Origin of the sequence: Streptomyces sp. NPDC050121 (assembly GCF_044460385.1) — a bacterium.
GTDB lineage: Bacteria > Actinomycetota > Actinomycetes > Streptomycetales > Streptomycetaceae > Streptomyces > Streptomyces soliscabiei.
Window position 1 is genome coordinate 144,113 of the sequence record NZ_JBITJV010000020.1, and the last position, 18,793, is coordinate 162,905.

Below are 18,793 nucleotides of genomic sequence, written 5' to 3' on the forward strand. Positions count from 1 at the left end.
GCGGGGCGCAACGATCGCCGCAGGCGATCAGGGGCGCGGGGAACTGCGCGACCAGCCCCGACGCTCCCGCACCCGAACGACTGCCGGACCAGAACGACATCCGGGCCCGAACGACTGCCGGACCAGAACGACATCCGGGCCCGAACGACTGCCGGACCAGAACGACTTCCAGGCCCGCAGAACCCACCCGAGCCAATCTCCACATACCCCTGGCCAAAACCCCGGCCAAGTCCCAGTGACAACGTCTCGCGGAGGATGCACGGATCGAACGTGCGCGGGGTCTCACCCCCGACCACGGTTTAGCAAACCGGTGCCTTGCCACTCGGCCAATCCTCCGGGTGGGCGGCCCACGCGAGAGCGACATCGCGTGCTCGAAGCGGCCGCCCCGGGCAGCTCCCCTGTGCGGGACGGGTTCGACGGAGGGGTAACTACTCCGGAACCCGCCCCCGGCTGCCCTGAAGGGAGCTGGACGTACTGCCGTGCATGGGCATCATCCCGCTCCTCTCCCGGTCGGTGGCGCCGGAACCCTTCCGGCGCCGCGGGGTACAACCACTGTGCCCTGGGGACGAGTTGGACGCCACCGAATAAGACAGCCGTGCGAAAAGCAGGCCGAGCGGCGACTACCGGCGGCGCCACCTGCGTCGCCGCGCCTTGCTGAAGAACCAGCCCGCGGGCGGCTCGTCGGAGCGCCACGGCTGCGGCTCGGGCTCCTCCGCCCGCCAGCGCGCGGCCAGCATCCGGGCCCGGGCGGACGGCTCGGACGTCTCGGCGGCCCGTATGAACCCCTCGTCCAGGACGAGAGCGTCCCAGACCTCGCCCTCGGCCCGCCCGCGACCGCCGCTCACCGCGTTGTCGTCCGCCATCCCCGTCCTCCAAGCCAGGTCCGATTCCGCCCAGTGTGCCGGGACGCAGGTGAAGCCACCGTCAAGGCCGGCCGGTCCGGGCCCCGGCACGGCCGGTCACTCCTCGCCCGCCAGCGTGAGAGACCGCAGCTTCTGTCCCGCGTACCAGGTGGCCAGCACCGTCACCACGACCAGCAGCACCGTCGCCGTCGTCAGTCCGACGTCGGAGGTGACGAGGTCCCCGCCGGCGACCTTGTGGGCGACGGCCAGGGACCACTGCTGGACGCTGAGCGTGCGCGCGCCCGCCACCAGGGAGCCGAACAGGGCCTCCCAGACGAGGGCGTAGACGAGGCCGAAGACCACCGCGTGCCGGGACACCGTGCCCAGCAGCAGGAAGACGGCCGCGTAGGCGATGGAGGAGACCAGCGCGGCCACCGTGTAGGCGACGGCGATCTGCTGGCCGTTTCCGTTGAGGATGAAGCCGGCGATGAGCGTGGGCAGCGCGGAGAACACCATCGTCACGGCGATCGCCACGATCAGCTTGGTGAAGATGATCGTCGGCCGCTTCAGCGGCTTGGACAGCAGGTACACCACGGAGCCGTCGTCGATCTCCGGGCCGATCGCGCCCGTGCCGGCGATGACGCCGATGATCGGCACCATCGTGGCGAGCGCGAGCCCGCCGAGCAGGTCGGACGCCGTCTGGTCGTCGGCTCCGGCGAGGCCGCGCACGACCACGGAGATCGCGATCAGCAGCAGGGGCAGGGCGCCCAGGATGAGGGCCCGGCGACGGCCGAGCAGGGCCCGGTAGGTGAGCCGGGCGACTGTGGGGTCGTACATCTGGGGCCTCCTACGCCGCGACGAGATACGAGAAGACGGACTCGAGGGACTCGTCGGACGGCGAGACCGTGAGCAGCCTGATGCCGTGGTCGCGGGCGACCCTCGGCAGCAGGGTCGTGAAACGTGCGAAGTCGACGGCCTGGATGCGCAACGCGCCCTCGGCGAGGTCCACTTCGATGCCGGCCGTGGACGGGTCGGCGATGAGCGCGGCCGCGAGCGCCCGGTCGTCGCTGGAGCGCACCAGGTAGCGGTGCGGGCGGTCGGTCATCAGGCGGCGGATCTTGCGGAAGTCGCCGCTGGCCGCGTGCCGGCCCGCGACGACGACCTCGATGTGCCAGGCGAGCTGCTCGACCTCTTCGAGGATGTGCGACGAGAACAGCACCGTGCGCCCCTCGTCGCCCATGCGCCGCAGCAGGTCCATGAGCTGCATACGCTGGCGCGGGTCCATGCCGTTGAAGGGCTCGTCCAGCAGGAGCAGCGAGGGGTCGTGGACGAGGGCGCTCGCCATCTTCACGCGCTGGCGCATGCCCTTGGAGTAGGTGGAGATCTTACGGTCCTGCGCGTACTCCATCTCGACGGTGGCCAGCGCCTTCTGGGCGGCCTTGGCGCCGAGGCCGTGCAACTCGGCGTTGGCGACGACGAATTCGCGGCCGGTGAGGAAGTCGTACATCGCCTCGCGCTCGGGGACGATGCCGATGTGCCGGTAGATCTCCTCGTTGCGCCAGACCGGCTGTCCGTCGAGGGTGACCGTGCCGGTGGAGGGGGCCAGGAAGCCGCCCATCATGTTGATGAGGGTGGATTTTCCGGCGCCGTTGGGGCCGAGCAGGCCGGTGACGCCGGGGCCGATCGTCATGGTGACGTCGTTGACGGCGACCACGTTGCCGAACCAGCGGGAGACGTGGTCGATGCTGAGCGTGGTCACAGGCCCACCTTCCGGTAGCGGCGGATGAGGAGGCCGTAGCTCGCGGCGATCAGGCCGAGGACGACGAGGACGTAGACCGCGCCCTCGGCGTCGGAGGGGCCGATTCCGCCCGGGAAGGCGGAGGTGGCGCCCAGGAAGGCCGACTGCACGCCGTCGATGAGCGTGACGGGCGAGAACAGACCGATCCAGGCGATGGAGCCGGTGCTGTTCTGCGCGTCGGCGATGGCCTGGAGCGTGGAGACGGCGCCGTAGGAGATGGTCAGGACGGCGATGACGGCGGCGATGCCGAAGCCGCGTCGCGGGGTCACCGAGGCGATGACCAGGCCGAGGCCGGCGAAGAGCAGTGAGAGCAGTGCCACGGAGACGAGTCCCTGAGCGAATCCCTTGGTCTGGTCGGCGAAGTCGAGCTTCGCCAGCAGCGCGCCCACGTACAGCACCAGCAGCGGGGCCGCGGTGAGGGCGAAGAGCGCCGAGGCCAGCGCCGCGAACTTCGCGCGCACGTAGTCCGCGGTCTCGATGGGCCGCGAGAAGTACAGCGGCACCGTCTTGAAGCGCAGGTCGCGCGAGACGGACTGCGGCGCCTGCGAGGCGACGTAGAGGCTGATGACGGCCTGGAGGACGATCGCGTACCGCGTGTAGTCCAGGGGGAGTTCCTTGGCCTTCGTGGCGACCGCCACGGCGACCATGATGGCCGCGGGCACGCACATCACCACGAACAGCAGCATCGGCAGCACCTTGGACTTCACCGAGCGGCCGAGGCCGTAGGCGCCGCGCAGGGACTGCGAGTAGAGGGAGCGGCGGGCGTAGGCGCGGCCCAGGCGGGGGCCGTCGTAGCTGCGGTAGCCGATGTTGTGGATGCGGGTCTGGTCGCCCGAGGGGGCGGTGACCGGGTGCTCAACTGCCATGGCCGACGGCCTCCTTCCGCTGCTGGTCGTTGGTGGCGTCGCCGTCCGTGAAGACCTCGGAGATGTGGTGCCTGCGCTGTTCCATGCGCACCAGGCCGAGGCCGAGGTCGGCGACCACGTCCCGGACGACGTCGTAGGTGTCCTCGCCCTGTGCGGTCAGCAGCAGGACGTGGCCGGCGCCCGGCAGGCCGCTCTGGCTGTCCAGGACGTCCACCCCGCGCGCGTGGAGCGCCTCGCGGACCGCGCGGGTGCCGTCCGGGTGGTCGTCGTTGTCGGTGACCTCGATCGCGAGGGTGGTCGTGGTCTGGGTGAAGTCGGTGGTGGAGCTGGAGCGCAGGAGCTTGCCGCCGTCGACGACCACGACGTGGTCGCAGGTGCGCTCCAGTTCGCCCAGCAGGTGGGAGGTGACCAGGACCGAGATGCCGAAGTCGGTGTGGATGCGGCGGATGAGGCCCAGCATCTCGTCCCGTCCGACCGGGTCGAGACCGTTGGTGGGCTCGTCCAGGAAGACCAGCTGCGGGTCGTGGACGAGGGCCTGGGCGAGCTTCACGCGCTGCTTCATGCCGGTCGAGTAGCCGCCGATCGGGCGGTAGCGCTCCTCGTACAGCCCTACGTGGCGCAGGGTGTCCGCGGTGCGCTCGCGCGCGGCCGTGGGCGGCAGGCCGGACATGCGGGCCATGTGCACGACGAACTCGGTGGCCGAGACGTCGGGCGGCAGGCAGTCGTGCTCCGGCATGTAGCCGACCCGCTCGCGGATGGCGGCGCCCTTGGTCGCGACGTCGAGGCCGAGCACCTCGGCTCGGCCCTCCGTTGCGGGCGACAGACCCAGAAGGATCTTGATCAGTGTGGACTTGCCGGCCCCGTTGGCTCCGACGAGCCCGGTCACACCGGGCCCGACGTCCACGGAGAGCCGGTCAAGCGCGGTCACCCGGGGGAACCGCTTGCTCAGGCTTTCGGTCGCGATCACAGTCACAGCGTCGAACTTAGTGACGCACGCCACGGAAATCGTCAGACCCAAGAGTCGTTTTCGCGTCAGACCTCAGATGTACGGGCCCGTAGGGGATCCCCTGCCTGAGAGTTACGGGCGGGCTTCGCCCCGGCGTGCGCCCTCCCTATTGACGCTTCCTCTAACAAGTGCCAGATTCGGGCGGGGTCACGTTACGGACACGTACCGCAGTCGACGCGAACCGGTGAAACAAGGGGGAAGTGACGATGCTGGAGGGTGCGCGGGAGCGCCGGGTGCGAACCGGTGGGATCGAGTTGTGCGTGGCCGAGCTGGGCGACCCCGGTCGGCCCACGGTCGTCCTGGTGCACGGCTATCCGGACAGCAAGGAGGTGTGGTCGCAGGTCGCGTCCCGGCTGGCCGGCCGCTTCCATGTGGTGCTGTACGACGTGCGGGGCCATGGCCGTTCCGACGCGCCGAAGCCGCTGCGGGGCGGGTTCACGCTGGAGAAGCTGACGGACGACTTCCTGGCGGTCGTGGACGCGGTCAGCCCGGACCGGCCGGTGCACCTGGTGGGGCACGACTGGGGCTCGGTGCAGTCCTGGGAGTTCGTGACCGTGCCGCGCACCAAGGGCAGGATCGCGTCGTTCACGTCGATGTCCGGGCCGTCCCTCGACCATTTCGGCCACTGGCTCAACAAGCGCCTGAACAGGCCGACTCCGCGCCGGGTCGGCCAACTCCTCGGCCAGGGAGCCAAATCCTGGTACGTGTACCTGCTGCACACGCCCGCCCTGCCCGAACTCGCCTGGCGCGGCCCGCTCGGCAAGCGCTGGCCGGGCATCCTGCGGCGGATCGAGAAGGTGCCGGGCAGCGACTACCCGACGGCTTCACTGCCCTCGGACGCGGCACACGGCGCCTGGCTGTACCGGGACAACATCCGCAGCCGGCTGAGCCGTCCGCGTCCCGACGCGCACGCGCACGCGCCCGTGCAGCTCATCACCCCCCTGGGGGACAGGTTTCTGTCGGAGCGGCTGTACGACGAACTGGAGGCGTGGGCCCCGCGGTTGACCCGGCGCACGCTGCCGGCCGGGCACTGGATCCCGCGCACCCGTCCCGACCAGGTCACCTCCTGGATCGTCGACTTCGTCACCTCGGTGGAGTCGGAGCACGAACAGGAGGGCGCGGCGGCCGGAAAGGGCTTGGAACACGGCGGCGAGCCGGTGCGCAAGACCGCCACCGGACGGTACGCCGAGCGCTTCGGCGGGCAGTTGGTGCTGGTCACCGGAGCGGGCAGTGGCATCGGGCGGGCCACGGCGCTCGCGTTCGCCGAGGCGGGCGCACGCCTGATCGCCGTCGACCGGGATGCGGATAGCGCGGCCCGCACCGCCGAACTGTCCCTTGGCAAGGGAGCGTCCGAGGCCTGGGCGGAGACGGTGGACGTCTCCGACGAGCAGGCGATGGAGAAGCTCGCAGCGAAGGTCCACACGGACCACGGCGTGGTGGACGTGCTGGTGAACAACGCAGGCATCGGTCTGTCGGGCTCCTTCTTCGACACGGCTTGCGAGGACTGGCGCAGGGTTTTGGACGTCAACCTGTGGGGCGTGATCCACGGTTGCCGTCTCTTCGGTCGGCAGATGGCGGAGCGCGGGCAGGGCGGCCACATCGTCAACACCGCCTCGGCGGCCGCCTATCTGCCCTCCAAGGCGTTGCCCGCGTACAGCACCTCCAAGGCGGCGGTCCTGATGCTGAGCGAGTGTCTGCGTGCCGAACTCGCAGGGCAGGACATCGGAGTTACCGCGATCTGCCCAGGCCTGGTGAACACCAACATCACGTCGACGGCGACCTTCGTGGGGGTGGACGCGGCGGAGGAACGTCGCCGTCAGAAGCGTGCCGCGCGGGCGTACGGGTTGCGCAACTACCCGCCGGAAAAGGTGGCGGAGGCGATCCTGCGAGCGGTCGTACTCAACGAGGCGGTCGTTCCCGTCACTTCGGAGGCGAAGGTCTCATATGCCCTGTCACGGCTCATGCCCAGGGCGTTGAGAGCGTTGGCGCGGGTGAATCCGCCACTGTGAACCGCCGCTGAACTGGTGGTGAAGGCCTGTGACTTGAACCGCTTCGTCTCAAGTCACCGACTCTTGAGTGACCTTGGTGAACCCTCCTGACAGGGACGCCAGTTCTCCACAGAATCGCCAAATAGCCTGTGGATAACCACAGTTGGTTGTGGATCAAACCTCCGGCCCAAAATTGCATGCGTGATCCACGTCTCTCCCTTCATGCTGAGCGGATGAACGAAAAGGACAGAGACGAAAGACGCACCGTGAAGGTGTCGAAGTACCTCTCGAAGCATCTGCGGCACCAGCCAGAGCGCATCGGCCTCACCCTCGACGAGGCCGGCTGGGTGGAGATCGACGAGCTGATCGCGGCGTGCGCCGCACACGGCTTCCGCTTCACCCGGGACGAGCTGGACCATGTCGTCGCCGCCAACGACAAGAAGCGCTTCGCGATCGAAGGCACCCGGATCCGTGCCAGCCAGGGCCACAGCGTCGAGGTCGAACTCGGACTGCCCCCGGCCACCCCGCCGGCATACCTCTACCACGGGACCGTGGCCCGCTGGCTGGACGCGATCCGGGCCGAGGGGCTACGGCCCATGAACCGGCACGACGTGCACCTGTCGGCCGACCGCGAGACCGCGACACGCGTCGGCTCCCGCCGGGGCCGCCCCGTGGTCCTCTCCGTGGACGCCGGTGCCATGCATCGCGACGGCCATGTCTTCCACGTCAGCGCCAACGGGGTATGGCTGACGAAGGCGGTGCCGCCGCAGTATCTGCGGTTCCCCGAGTCCCACTGACCCTGCATGATCAGTGAAATGGAGCACCTCCCCACCACCGAGGCCGCCGTCACCGCCCTCCGTGCCATCGCCGACGCCTACACCCTCGAGATCGAGGTCACCCACGACATCGGCGCCGATCAGACCTCCCGGCGCACCGCCGCGGGCGTCGGCGTCACCACCGACCCCGACGGCTCGCTGCCGCACGAGGCCCACGTCGAGCTCGGCGGCCGGCCGAGTGTGAGCGTGCGGCTGTACCCGGACGACGACGCTCTGATCACCGTCGACGGGGTGGAGTGCCCCGACGTGGACCGCGACGACGTGCCTGCCTTCCTTCGCTCCCTCTACGAGGGCCACGCCTGGGTCAAGGCGCGCCGCTTCCCGCCGAGCCACTTCCTGATGGTTCCGCTGCCGGGTGACCGAGTGCGCAAGGAGTTCATCCCGGTCGGCCTCAGTCCGTGGCTGGCCGGCCGCGTACGGCGACTGTTTCACGTGAAACACGGTCGGCCGCATACGCTCGATGACATGAGTCTGCGCCTGAGCACCGTGATCCTCCCGTACCTCCGCTGGAACGAGGGCGGCCGTTCCGCCTGGACGCGGGCCGAGCAGCTCGGCTTCCACACGGCGTACACCTACGACCACCTGTCCTGGCGCAGCTTCCGCGACGGCCCGTGGTTCGGCGCGATCCCGACGCTGACCGCCGCCGCGGCCGCCACCGAGCGCCTGCGTCTGGGCACGCTGGTGACCTCGCCGAACTTCCGGCACCCGGTCACCCTCGCCAAGGAGCTGATCTCCCTGGACGACATCTCCGGCGGCCGGGTGACCCTGGGGATCGGCGCGGGCGGCACCGGCTTCGACGCCACCGCCCTCGGCCAGGAACCCTGGACCCCACGCGAGCGCGCCGACCGGCTCGGCGAGTTCGTACCGCTGCTGGACCGGCTGCTCACCGAGGACTCCGTGTCCTACGAGGGCGACCACTACTCGGCGCACGAGGCGCGCAACATCCCCGGCTGCGTCCAGCGTCCCCGGCTGCCGTTCGCGGTCGCCGCGACCGGACCGCGCGGGCTGCGGCTCGCCGCCCAGTACGGGCAGGCGTGGGTGACCACGGGCGACCCCAAGCTGTACGAGAGCGGCACCCCCGAGCAGTCGGTTCAGGCCATTCGCGGGCAGGCCGAGAAGCTCGCCGACGCCTGTGCCGAGCGCGGACGGGACGTGAAGGAGCTGGACAAGATCCTGCTCACCGGGTTCACCCCGGACCGCGGCCGGCCTCTGGAGTCCCTGGACGCCTTCGTCGATTTCGCGGGCCGGCACCAGGAGCTCGGCTTCACGGAGATCGTGGTCCACTGGCCCATCCCGGACTCCGACTTCGCCGCGGACGAGAAGGTCTTCGAGCAGATCGCCATGGGGGCGGCGGCGCAACTGCGCTGACCTCGGCATCAGGTCATCCGTGCCCTGCCCGTGCCTCATGTGCGCGGGCTCTCGCACGGTCGTGCGGGTGCATACGCGAGAATGGCCCGGTGACCTCAGCGACTCGACAGCCCGAGACCCCGGCCGCCGCCCTCCCGCCTCGGCTGATCGCCACCGATCTCGACGGCACTCTGCTGCGCGACGACAAGTCGGTGTCCCCGCGCACGGTCGCAGCCCTCGCCGCCGCCGAGGAGGCGGGTATCGAGGTCTTCTTCGTCACCGGCCGGCCGGCCCGCTGGATGGACGTCGTCAGCGACCACGTCCACGGGCACGGCCTGGCGATCTGCGGCAACGGCGCCGCCGTGGTCGACCTGCACGGCGGACCCGGCGCCCACCGGTTCGTGAAGGTGCGCGAGCTGGCGCGGGAGAACGCGCTGGACGCCGTACGGCTGCTGCGTGACGCGGCGCCCGGGACCATGTACGCCATCGAGCAGACGTACGGCTTCTACCAGGAGCCGGAGTATCCGAAGATGCACATGGAGATCCCGGACACCCTCGCGCCGGCCGAGCAACTGCTGGCGCCGGACGCACCGGGGGCCGGCGAGCCGGTCCTGAAGATCCTCGCGTTCCATCCCACGATCGACCCCGACGCCTTCCTCACTCTCGCCCGCCTGGCCATCGGCGACCGCGCCGACGTCACCCGCTCAAGCCCCAGCGCCCTGCTGGAGATCAGCGGCCCCGGCGTCTCCAAGGCCAGCACACTCGCCCTGTGCTGCGCGGAACGCGGCATCTCCCACGAGGAGGTCGTCGCGTTCGGGGACATGCCGAACGACGTCGAGATGCTCACCTGGGCCGGCCGTTCCTACGCGATGGGCAACGCCCATCCGGACGTGCTCCAGGCGGCCTCCGGACAGACCGTCGCCAACAACGAGGACGGCGTCGCCGTCATCATCGAACAACTGCTCTCCGAGCGGGTGTGATCCCGGGGCGTTCGCCGAGACGTTCCTCCGGCCGCCGGTCCTGTTCCGCTGGGCTCGCCGGTCACCCCGCCGCCGCCAGCAACTCCGCGGCCTCCTCCCGCTCGGCCATCCTCCGCATCGGCCCCTCCACGGCGGTCAGTTCCGCGTACGCGCCGCGCTGCACCACCCGGCCCTCGTCCAGCACGACCACCTCGTCGACCGCGTCGAGACCGGCCAGCCGGTGGGTGATGAGCAGAGTCGTACGGCCCTCGGTGGCGGCCAGCAGGTCCTCGGTGAGCGCGTCGGCGGTCGGCAGGTCCAGATGCTCGGCGGGCTCGTCGAGCACGAGAACCGGGAAGTCGGCCAGCAGCGCCCGCGCCAGCGCGAGTCGCTGCCGCTGCCCGCCGGAGAGACGGGCCCCGTGCTCGCCGACGAGCGTGTCGAGTCCGTCGGGCAGTCCGTCGACCCACTCCAGCAGCCGGGCTCGGGCCAGCGCGTCCCGCAACTCCTCCTCGCTCGCCCCCTTCTTGGCGAGCAGCAGGTTCTCCCGGACCGAGCTGTCGAAAAGGTGCGCGTCCTGCGCGCACAGCCCGACGAGCCGCCGTACGTCGTCACCGTCCAGGGCGTGGGCGTCCACGCCGGCCAGCGTGTACGAGCCCGCGTCGGCGTCCAGGAACCGCAGCAGCACCTGCGCGAGCGTGGTCTTGCCGGACCCGGAGGGTCCCACGACGGCGATCCGGCGTCCCCGCGTCAGGGTGAGGTCGACTCCCGCGAGCGCGTCCCGGCCCTGTCCGGCGTGCCGGGCGGCCAGCCCCTTGAGGACGAGCGGGAACGGCGACGCGGGCGCCTGGCGGGGCCGCTCCGGCTCGCGCACCGGCTCGGGGGAGTCCAGCACCTCGTACACCCGCTCCGCGCTCCTGCGCACCCGCTGGCGGTACTGCGCGGCCAGCGGCAGCCCCAGGACGGCCTCGAAGGCGGCCAGCGGGGTCAGGACGACCACCGCCATGGTCACCCCGCCCAGCCGCCCGTCGGCGACCGCCTGAGCGCCCACGAGTGCGGCGGCCACGACGGTCAGCCCGGAGACGAGCGCGGTCAGTCCGTCGCCCAACGCGGTGGCGGTCGCCGCGCGCGAGGCGATCCGGGTGAGCACGGAGTCGGCGGCACGCACCTCCGCGGTACGGGCGGGCAGCGCACCCGCGACGGTCAGTTCGGCGGTGCCGGTGAGCAGATCGGCCGTTCGGGTGGCCAGTTCTCCTCGGGCCGGGGCGAGCCGTCGCTCGGCGCGGCGCGCCACGGCTCCGGTGATCAGCGGCACCCCCACCCCTGCGGTCAGCAGCCCCGCGGCGAGCACGGCCCCGGCCTCGGGCAGCAGCCACGCCGTGAAGGCCACGGACCCGGCCGAGACGGCGACGGCGGCACCGGCCGGCAGCAGCCAGCGCAGCCAGTAGTCCTGCAGCGCGTCCACATCGGCGACCAACCGCGTCAGCAGATCGCCCCGACGGGTCGTCCGCAGGCCGGCGGGCGCCAGCCGCTCCAGCCGCCGGTAGACGGCGACCCGGGTGTCGGCCAGCATCCGCAGCACGGCGTCGTGCGACACGAGCCGCTCCGCGTACCGGAACACCGCCCGCCCGATGCCGAACGCGCGAGTCGCCGTCACGGCCACCATCAGGTAGAGCACCGGAGGCTGTTGCGAGGCCCGCGAGATGAGCCAGCCGGAGGTGGCCATGAGCCCCACGGCACTGCCGAGGGCGAGACTGCCCAGCAGCAGCGCGAGCGCGAGCCGGCCACGCCGGGCACCGGCCGTCGCACGAACGCGCGCGAGGGCACCGCCACCGCTCGTGGCGATCCCCGTCGCCGGCTCCCCCTCGACGGACACGGCCGCCACCGCTTCCCGCGGGGCCGGAGCATCGCCGACCGCGGCCTCCACAGGCCTGTGCGTCTCGGTCTCGGCCAGGCGCACCACGCGGTCCGCCACCGCCAGCAGCGCCGGCCGGTGCACGACCAGCAGGACCGTCCGCCCGGCCGCCAGCCGCCGCACGGCCGCCACTACCTCCGCCTCGGTCTCCCCGTCGAGCGCGGCCGTCGGCTCGTCCAGCAGCAGCACGGGCCGGTCCGCGAGGAACGCCCGGGCCAGCGCGAGCCGCTGACGCTGCCCGGCCGACAGACCGGTCCCGTCCTCGCCGAGCACCGTGCCCACCCCGGCGGGCAGGGCGTCGACGAACTCCAGTGCCCCGGCATCCGCCAGCGCCCTGCGCACGGCCGCGTCGTCGGCGTCGGGGCGCGCCAGCCGTACGTTCTCGGCGATCGTCCCGGCGTAGAGGTGCGGTCGCTGCGGCACCCACGCGATCCGCGACCGCCACTGCTCCAGGTCGGCGTCCGCGAGGTCGACTCCCCCGGCCAGCACCCGGCCCTCGCCCGGTCGCACGAACCCCAGCAGCACGTTCAGCAACGTCGACTTGCCCGCACCGCTCGGACCGACGAGCGCGACCGTCTCACCGCGTTCGACGGTGAACGACACGTCCGAGACGGCGTCGCCGGAACGGCCTGGGTAGCGGACGGTCACCCCCTCGAAGGCCACCCCGCCCTCGGCCACCGCGACCGCGCCGGACGCCGGCACCGGCGTCTCCAGCACCTCGAAGATCTCCTCGGCGGCCGCCAGCCCCTCCGCAGCCGCGTGGTACTGCGCCCCCACCTGCCGCAACGGGAGATACGCCTCGGGGGCGAGCACGAGGATCACCAGGCCGATGTACAGGTCCATCTCGCCGTGCACGAGCCGCATGCCGATCGTCACGGCGACCAGGGCCACCGAGAGCGTCGAGAGCAACTCCAGCGCGAACGACGAGATGAACGCGATCCGCAGCGTCCGCATGGTCGCCTGCCGGTACTCGCCGGTGATTCGCCGGATCGACTCCGCCTGCGCCTTGGCCCGCCCGAACACCTTCAGCGTGGGCAGCCCGGCGACAACGTCCAGGAAGTGTCCGGAGAGCCGGGACAGCAGCCGCCACTGACGGTCCATCCGCGACTGCGTGGCCCAGCCGATCAACACCATGAAGACCGGGATCAGCGGCAGGGTGCCGATGATGATCGCGGCGGAGACCCAGTCCTCGGTCACGATCCGTGCGAGCACCGCGACCGGCACGACCACCGCCAGCCCCAATTGCGGCAGGTAGCGCGAGAAGTAGTCGTCGAGCGCGTCCACACCCCTCGTGGCGAGGGCGACCAGCGAACCGGTGCGCTGCCCGCTGAGCCAGCCGGGCCCCAGCACGGTGGCCCGCTCCAGCAGCCGTCCGCGCAGCTCCGACTTCACGGCGGCGCTCGCACGGTGCGCGGCGAGCCCGGTGAACCAGGAGACCAGGCCACGGCCGACCGCGACGGCTACCAACAGCAGCAGGGGAGTGCGCAGTTCGGCAACCGCCATGCCGTGCTGGAAGGCACCGACGACCACCTCGGCGATGAGCATCGCCTGAGCGATGACCAGCGCTGCCCCGACGGCGCCCAGACCGACGACCGACCCCAGGAAGAGGCGAGTGGCGCGGGCGTACCGGAGCAGACGCGGGTCGATCGGTTTCACGTGAAACACCCTCTCCTCAAAGAGCATGTTTCACGTGAAACACGCTCTCTCCTCATGGGGCATGTTTCATGTGAAACATGCCCCATATCGGACTCAGTGCGCGGCGTCGGCGATGTGCTGCGTGCCGATGCGCTTGCGGAACACCCAGTACGTCCAGCTCTGGTACAGCAGCACGATCGGCGTGGCGATCCCCGCGCACCAGGTCATGATCTTCAGGGTGTACGGGCTCGACGAGGCGTTGGTCACCGTCAGGCTCCAGTCCGAGTTGAGCGTGGACGGCATGACGTTCGGAAAGAGCGTCAGGAAGAGCATCGCCACGGCGGCCACGATGGTGACGCCGGAAAGGGCGAACGACCAGCCCTCACGTCCCGCCTGGTTCGCCACGAGCGCCGCGACCAGGGCGCCGACCGCCACGACCAGCGCAACCAGGCTCTTGGCGTCACCGCTGTCGATCTGCGTCCACAGCAGGAAGACCAGTGCGAACACGGCGGTCACCAGACCCACCTTCAGCGCCAGCTGACGCGCCCGTTCGCGGATCTCCCCGACGGTCTTGAGCGCCGTGAACACCGCACCGTGGAAGGTGAACAACGTCAGGGTCACCAGACCGCCGAGCAGCGCGTACGGGTTGAGCAGGTCCCAGACGTCGCCCACGTACTCGAAGTTCTGGTCGAGCTTGACGCCTCCCACGATGTTGCCGAAGGCGACGCCCCACAGGAACGCGGGCAGCAGCGAGGTCCAGAAGATCGCTGTCTCCCAGTTGCGCTGCCAGTTCTCCTCGGGCCGCTTCGCCCGGTACTCGAAGGCGACGCCCCGCACGATCAGACAGACCAGGATCAGCAGCAGGGGCAGGTAGAAGCCGGAGAAGAGCGTCGCGTACCACTCGGGGAAGGCGGCGAAGGTCGCGCCGCCCGCGGTGAGCAGCCACACCTCGTTGCCGTCCCAGACGGGTCCGATGGTGTTGATCAGCACCCGCTTCTCGACCCGGTTGCGGGCGAGCAGCTTGGTGAGGATCCCGACCCCGAAGTCGAAGCCCTCCAGGAAGAAGTAGCCGGTCCACAGGACGGCGATCAGGACGAACCAGACGTCGTGCAGTTCCATGACTGTGCAGCTCCCTCGGCCTAGTAGGAGAAGGCCATCGGCTTGTCGGCGTCACGGGAGTCGCCGCCGATCTTCGTGGGCGGGTTGAGGTCGGCCTCGGTGAGCTCGGGCGGGCCGGCCTTCACGTACTTCGCCAGCAGCTTGACCTCGACGACGGCGAGGATCGCGTACAGCGTGGTGAAGACGATCATCGAGGTGAGGACCTCGCCCTGGGAGACCCCGGGGGAGACCGCGTCGCGGGTCTGCAGGACGCCGTAGACGACCCAGGGCTGGCGGCCCATCTCCGTGAAGATCCAGCCCCAGGAGTTGGCGATCAGCGGGAAGCCCAGGGTCCAGATCGCCGCCAGCCAGTAGAGCTTGGTGAGCTTGGGGTTGAGCGCCTTGTTCCTGAAGAGCACCACATGCGGCACCTCGTCCTCGCCGACCCTCAGGTGCTGGGGCAGCAGGAACTTCTTGCGGGTCAGCCAGAGTCCGGCCAGGCCGATGGCGAAGGACGACATGCCGAAGCCGATCATCCAACGGAAGCCCCAGTAGGCGACGGGGATGTTGGGCCGGTAGTCACCGGGCCCGAACTTCTCCTGTTCGGCCTTGTTGACGTCGTTGATGCCGGGAACGTGCGAGGTGAAGTCGTCGTTCGCGAGGAAGGACAGCAGGCCGGGGATCTCGATGGCGACCTTGTTGTGCCCCTTCTCGACGTCGCCGTAGGCGAAGACCGAGAAGGGCGCGGGCGCCTCGCCGTCCCACAGCGCCTCGGCGGCTGCCATCTTCATCGGCTGCTGCTTGAACATGACCTTGCCGAGAGTGTCGCCGCTGATGGCGGTGAGCAGGCCGGCGATGACCACGGTGACCAGGCCGAGCCGCAGCGAGGTCTTCATCACCGGGATGTGCTTCTTGCGGTACAGGTGGAAGGCGGCGATGCCGACCATGAAGGCGCCGCCGGTGAGGAAGGCCGCGGACATGGTGTGGAAGACCTGGGCGAGCGTGGTGTTCTGGGTCAGCACGGCCCAGATGTCGGTGAGCTCGGCCCGTCCCTTCTCCTTGTTGATCCGGTAGCCGACCGGGTGCTGCATCCACGAGTTGGCCGCGAGAATGAAGTACGCCGACAGGATCGTCCCGATCGAGACCATCCAGATGCAGGCCAGGTGGATCTTCTTCGGCAACTTGTCCCAGCCGAAGATCCACAGACCGATGAAGGTGGACTCGAAGAAGAACGCGATCAGGGCCTCGAAGGCGAGCGGAGCGCCGAAGACGTCACCGACGAAGCGCGAGTAGTCGGACCAGTTCATGCCGAACTGGAACTCCTGCACGATGCCGGTGACGACCCCCATCGCGATGTTGATCAGGAAGAGCTTGCCCCAGAACTTCGTCGCCCTGAGGTACTTCTCGTTCTCCGTGCGCACCCAGGCGGTCTGCAGCCCGGCGGTGAGGGCCGCGAGAGAGATCGTCAGGGGGACGAAGAGGAAGTGGTAGACGGTGGTGATGCCGAACTGCCAGCGCGCCAGTGTCTCCGGCGCCAAAGCCAGGTCCACGTCGTCACTCCTCTGCTCACAGACTTGTGGATGACGCTTGTGAAAGCGTTCACATTCACAAGCTAGTATGACGCACCGATTTTCGACAAGCGAAGGGGGGTCCCCGCTACCCGCGGAAACCCCCCGGAACGCCACCGAACACTGCCGACCCGTCGAAACAGGTGCAAGCTACAGCTCCTTGCGGAACCCTTCCGACACCTTCAGGAAGATGTCGTTCGCCTCGTTCTCGCCGATCGTCACCCGCACGCCCTCGCCCGGGAACGGCCGCACCACGACGCCGGCCTGCTCGCACGCCGCCGCGAAGGCCACCGTGTGCTCGCCCAGCCGCAGCCACACGAAGTTGGCCTGCGTCTCGGGCACCGTCCAGCCCTGCCCGCGCAGCCCCTCGACCACGCGCAGGCGCTCGCACACCAGGGACCCGACCCGGCCGAGCAGCGCGTCCTCGGCACGCAGCGAGGCGATCGCAGCCTCCTGCGCCAGCTGACTCACACCGAACGGCACCGCCGTCTTGCGCAGCGCCTCCGCCACCGGCTCGTGGGCGATGGCGAAACCGACGCGCAGACCCGCGAGGCCGTACGCCTTGGAGAAGGTCCGCAGCACACAGACGTTGGGCCGGTTCCGGTACAGCTCCACGCCGTCCGGCACCTCGGGATCGCGGATGAACTCCCGGTAGGCCTCGTCGAGCACGACCAGCACATCACGCGGCACCCGGTCGAGGAATCGTTCCAGCTCGGCCCGCTTCACCACGGTGCCCGTGGGGTTGTTGGGGTTGCAGACGAAGATCAGCCGGGTTCGGTCGGTGATCGCGTCGGCCATCGCGTCCAGGTCGTGCACGTCCCCCACCGTCAGCGGCACCTGCACGGGAGTCGCGCCGCTGATCCGCGTGATGATCGGGTACGCCTCGAAGGACCGCCAGGCGTAGATCACCTCGTCCCCCGGCCCCGCGGTCGCCTGGACGAGCTGCTGGGCGACGCCGACCGAACCGGTGCCCGTGGCCAGGTGGGAGGCGGGGACCCCGAAGCGCTCGGCGAGCTCGTTCACCAGCGCCGTGCAGGCCAGGTCCGGGTAGCGGTTGAAGGACGCGGCAGCGGCCGTCACGGTCTCCATCACGCCCGGCAGCGGCGGATAGGGGTTCTCGTTGGAGGACAGCTTGTAGGCAACGGGACCACCGGCCGCGGCCGGCTTGCCCGGCTTGTAGGTGGGGATCCCCTCCAGCTCGGCGCGCAGCTTGGGGCTCGTCTCGCTCACCGCAGTCCTCCTCTTGACCACCACCGGCTTCAATACTGCTCACCTTATGAGGATTCGGCGCGGGTGCGAAGTGCGTGGGCGACGAGGAGCCTCGGTCCGAAACCAGGAGCCGACCGGGAGCCGAGCAGGAGCAGCGCAGGAGGCAAGTAGGAGGCGGGCGGGAGTGGCGCAGGAGGCGAGCAGTCGACGCCCGGACAGGAGCCGCCGATGCAGGTGTCGGACGTCCGACGGCGGACGTCCGTGACTTCTGGGGACGAAGGCGCACGAAGGCGTACCCGCCAGGGGGCGCGCTGTACATATATCTATGCGCCGGTGGCTCACGCCGTAGCGCGCATCCCTCGTGCAGGTGAGTTGAGACCTCTTCGAAACATCGGTGCCTTGGCAGGCTCATCCGTGCCGACACACCACGTCCTGGCTTTTGGACCATCAACTACCTTTATTTCTAAAGCACTTGACCCCTTATGACCTTGCAGAAACGTGCCTGTCAACGCGTGCATATGCGTCCGCCCTACCCCACCGAATGAGCCCTACTATCGGCTCGCCATGACAGCAGCAGGGAAGCACCAGGTGAGCCGCGCGGAAACCTCACGCCGAGGCAGCCGGCCGGGCCGGGCGGGCATCAGGGACGTGGCCGCCGCCGCCGGAGTCTCCATCACGACCGTCTCCGACGCCCTCAACGGCAAGGGCAGGCTCCCCGACGCCACCCGACGCCATGTCCGCGAGGTCGCCGACCGACTGGGCTACCGCCCCTCCGCGGCGGCCCGAACCCTTCGTACCGGCAAGTCAGGACTCATCGGCCTGACCGTCACCACGTACGGGGATGAACCTTTCACCTTCACCGAGTTCGCGTACTTCGCGGAGATGGCGCGCGCCGCGACCTCGGCCGCGCTCGCCCGCGGCTACGCCCTCGTCATCCTCCCCGCGACTTCGCGCCACGACGTGTGGTCGAACGTCGCCCTGGACGGCACGGTCGTCATCGACCCCTCCGACCAGGATCCGGTGGTCAGCGAGCTGGTCCGGCAGGGTTTACCGGTCGTCTCCGACGGCCGCCCGGCCGGCCCGCTCCCGGTCACCGCCTGGGTGGACAACGACCACGAGGCCGCCGTCCTCGACATCCTCGACCACCTGGCCGACGCCGGCGCCCGCCGCATCGGCCTCCTCACCGGCACCACGACGGACACGTACACACACCTGTCGACCAGCGCGTATCTGCATTGGTGCGAGCGGGTCGGCCAGGACCCGGTCTACGAGGCCTACCCCGCGCACGACCCGTGTGCCGGCGCCGTGGCCGCCGACCGGCTGCTGGCCCGCCCCGACCGCCCCGACGCCGTCTACGGCCTGTTCGACCCCAACGGCACCGACCTCCTCGCCGCCGCCCGCCGCTACGGACTGCGCGTCCCGGAGGACCTGCTGATCGTCTGCTGCAGCGAGTCCACGGTGTACGCCAACACCGAGCCGCCCGTCACCACCCTCTCGCTGAAACCGCGCCGTATCGGCACGGCGGTCGTCCAACTCCTCATCGACGCCATCGAGGGCGTGGAGTCGGACCGACCGGTCGAGCAGGTGATACCGACCGAACTGATCGTGCGGACATCGTCCCAGCGACGCCCCCCACGAACAACGGTCAGCCCACCCCGAGCACCGGAAGAGAAGTAACCCACCGCCGCCCCCTCCCTGGCCCACGAACCGACGTGGGGTGGAGGGG

At 70.0% G+C, this 18,793-nt stretch carries 14 protein-coding genes and 1 tRNA gene; 5 read left to right on the forward strand and 10 right to left on the reverse strand.

Translation table 11 applies throughout. The features are described from left to right. Window positions 1-249 precede the first annotated feature (249 nt). From ACIBTS_RS28225 to ACIBTS_RS28250, 6 genes are all read right to left on the reverse strand, one after another. Window positions 250-336 (reverse strand) — tRNA-Ser (locus ACIBTS_RS28225). 284 nt (window positions 337-620) lie between these two features. Continuing rightward, complete coding sequence (locus tag ACIBTS_RS28230; protein WP_399323042.1) at window positions 621-863, reverse strand: hypothetical protein; 243 nt, start codon at window positions 861-863, stop codon at window positions 621-623. 96 nt (window positions 864-959) lie between these two features. Further along, entirely contained in the window at window positions 960-1,679 is a 720-nt protein-coding gene (locus ACIBTS_RS28235; protein ID WP_334578631.1) for an ABC transporter permease, read from the reverse strand. A gap of 10 nt (window positions 1,680-1,689) precedes the next feature. Continuing rightward, window positions 1,690-2,601 carry an ABC transporter ATP-binding protein gene (locus ACIBTS_RS28240; protein WP_079661224.1) on the reverse strand — a complete coding sequence of 304 codons (912 nt, stop codon included), beginning with the start codon at window positions 2,599-2,601 and terminating at the stop codon, window positions 1,690-1,692. Then, window positions 2,598-3,506, reverse strand: coding sequence for an ABC transporter permease (locus ACIBTS_RS28245; RefSeq protein ID WP_319672838.1), 909 nt, complete (start codon window positions 3,504-3,506; stop codon window positions 2,598-2,600). The genes ACIBTS_RS28240 and ACIBTS_RS28245 overlap by 4 nt, the downstream gene beginning before the upstream one ends. Beyond that, entirely contained in the window at window positions 3,496-4,473 is a 978-nt protein-coding gene (locus ACIBTS_RS28250) for an ABC transporter ATP-binding protein (protein WP_399323045.1), read from the reverse strand. The genes ACIBTS_RS28245 and ACIBTS_RS28250 overlap by 11 nt, the downstream gene beginning before the upstream one ends. 245 nt (window positions 4,474-4,718) lie before the next feature. Between ACIBTS_RS28250 and ACIBTS_RS28255 the strand changes: the two genes are divergently transcribed. The 4 genes from ACIBTS_RS28255 to ACIBTS_RS28270 all read left to right on the forward strand — a co-directional run bounded on the left by ACIBTS_RS28255 (window position 4,719) and on the right by ACIBTS_RS28270 (window position 9,663). Further along, window positions 4,719-6,521, forward strand: a complete 1,803-nt coding sequence (locus ACIBTS_RS28255) for an SDR family oxidoreductase (protein ID WP_399323080.1) — start codon at window positions 4,719-4,721, stop codon at window positions 6,519-6,521. Window positions 6,522-6,733: 212 nt separating this feature from the next. Beyond that, window positions 6,734-7,297, forward strand: coding sequence for an RNA 2'-phosphotransferase (locus tag ACIBTS_RS28260; protein ID WP_399323047.1), 564 nt, complete (start codon window positions 6,734-6,736; stop codon window positions 7,295-7,297). A 504-nt stretch (window positions 7,298-7,801) separates the two neighbouring features. Next, window positions 7,802-8,704, forward strand: a complete 903-nt coding sequence (locus ACIBTS_RS28265) for an LLM class flavin-dependent oxidoreductase (RefSeq protein ID WP_079661219.1) — start codon at window positions 7,802-7,804, stop codon at window positions 8,702-8,704. 89 nt (window positions 8,705-8,793) lie between these two features. After that, complete coding sequence (locus tag ACIBTS_RS28270; protein ID WP_399323049.1) at window positions 8,794-9,663, forward strand: HAD hydrolase family protein; 870 nt, start codon at window positions 8,794-8,796, stop codon at window positions 9,661-9,663. A 61-nt stretch (window positions 9,664-9,724) separates the two neighbouring features. Here ACIBTS_RS28270 and cydD read toward each other — a convergent pair whose 3' ends face one another. The 4 genes from cydD to hisC all read right to left on the reverse strand — a co-directional run bounded on the left by cydD (window position 9,725) and on the right by hisC (window position 17,088). After that, the gene (gene cydD / locus ACIBTS_RS28275; RefSeq protein ID WP_399323051.1) at window positions 9,725-13,213 is read right to left on the reverse strand and encodes a thiol reductant ABC exporter subunit CydD; all 3,489 of its coding nucleotides are present in this window, start codon (window positions 13,211-13,213) and stop codon (window positions 9,725-9,727) included. 93 nt (window positions 13,214-13,306) lie between these two features. Beyond that, on the reverse strand, window positions 13,307-14,311 hold the full coding sequence (gene cydB, locus ACIBTS_RS28280; protein WP_319672833.1) for a cytochrome d ubiquinol oxidase subunit II: 1,005 nt from the start codon (window positions 14,309-14,311) through the stop codon (window positions 13,307-13,309). A gap of 20 nt (window positions 14,312-14,331) precedes the next feature. Beyond that, the gene (locus tag ACIBTS_RS28285) at window positions 14,332-15,840 is read right to left on the reverse strand and encodes a cytochrome ubiquinol oxidase subunit I (protein WP_319337378.1); all 1,509 of its coding nucleotides are present in this window, start codon (window positions 15,838-15,840) and stop codon (window positions 14,332-14,334) included. 168 nt (window positions 15,841-16,008) lie between these two features. Beyond that, entirely contained in the window at window positions 16,009-17,088 is a 1,080-nt protein-coding gene (gene hisC, locus ACIBTS_RS28290) for a histidinol-phosphate transaminase (protein WP_399323054.1), read from the reverse strand. Window positions 17,089-17,631: 543 nt separating this feature from the next. Between hisC and ACIBTS_RS28295 the strand changes: the two genes are divergently transcribed. Further along, entirely contained in the window at window positions 17,632-18,744 is a 1,113-nt protein-coding gene (locus tag ACIBTS_RS28295; RefSeq protein ID WP_319337383.1) for a LacI family DNA-binding transcriptional regulator, read from the forward strand. Window positions 18,745-18,793 lie beyond the last annotated feature (49 nt).

Excerpts from the sequence above, each read along its gene's own strand:
- ACIBTS_RS28230 (WP_399323042.1), bottom strand. The coding sequence starts at position 863 with ATGGCGGACGACAACGCGGTGAGCGGCGGTCGCGGGCGGGCCGAGGGC.
- ACIBTS_RS28235 (WP_334578631.1), bottom strand. The coding sequence starts at position 1,679 with ATGTACGACCCCACAGTCGCCCGGCTCACCTACCGGGCCCTGCTCGGC.
- ACIBTS_RS28245 (WP_319672838.1), bottom strand. The coding sequence starts at position 3,506 with ATGGCAGTTGAGCACCCGGTCACCGCCCCCTCGGGCGACCAGACCCGC.
- ACIBTS_RS28255 (WP_399323080.1), top strand. The coding sequence starts at position 4,719 with ATGCTGGAGGGTGCGCGGGAGCGCCGGGTGCGAACCGGTGGGATCGAG.
- ACIBTS_RS28260 (WP_399323047.1), top strand. The coding sequence starts at position 6,734 with ATGAACGAAAAGGACAGAGACGAAAGACGCACCGTGAAGGTGTCGAAG.
- ACIBTS_RS28265 (WP_079661219.1), top strand. The coding sequence starts at position 7,802 with ATGAGTCTGCGCCTGAGCACCGTGATCCTCCCGTACCTCCGCTGGAAC.
- cydB (WP_319672833.1), bottom strand. The coding sequence starts at position 14,311 with ATGGAACTGCACGACGTCTGGTTCGTCCTGATCGCCGTCCTGTGGACC.
- ACIBTS_RS28295 (WP_319337383.1), top strand. The coding sequence starts at position 17,632 with ATGACAGCAGCAGGGAAGCACCAGGTGAGCCGCGCGGAAACCTCACGC.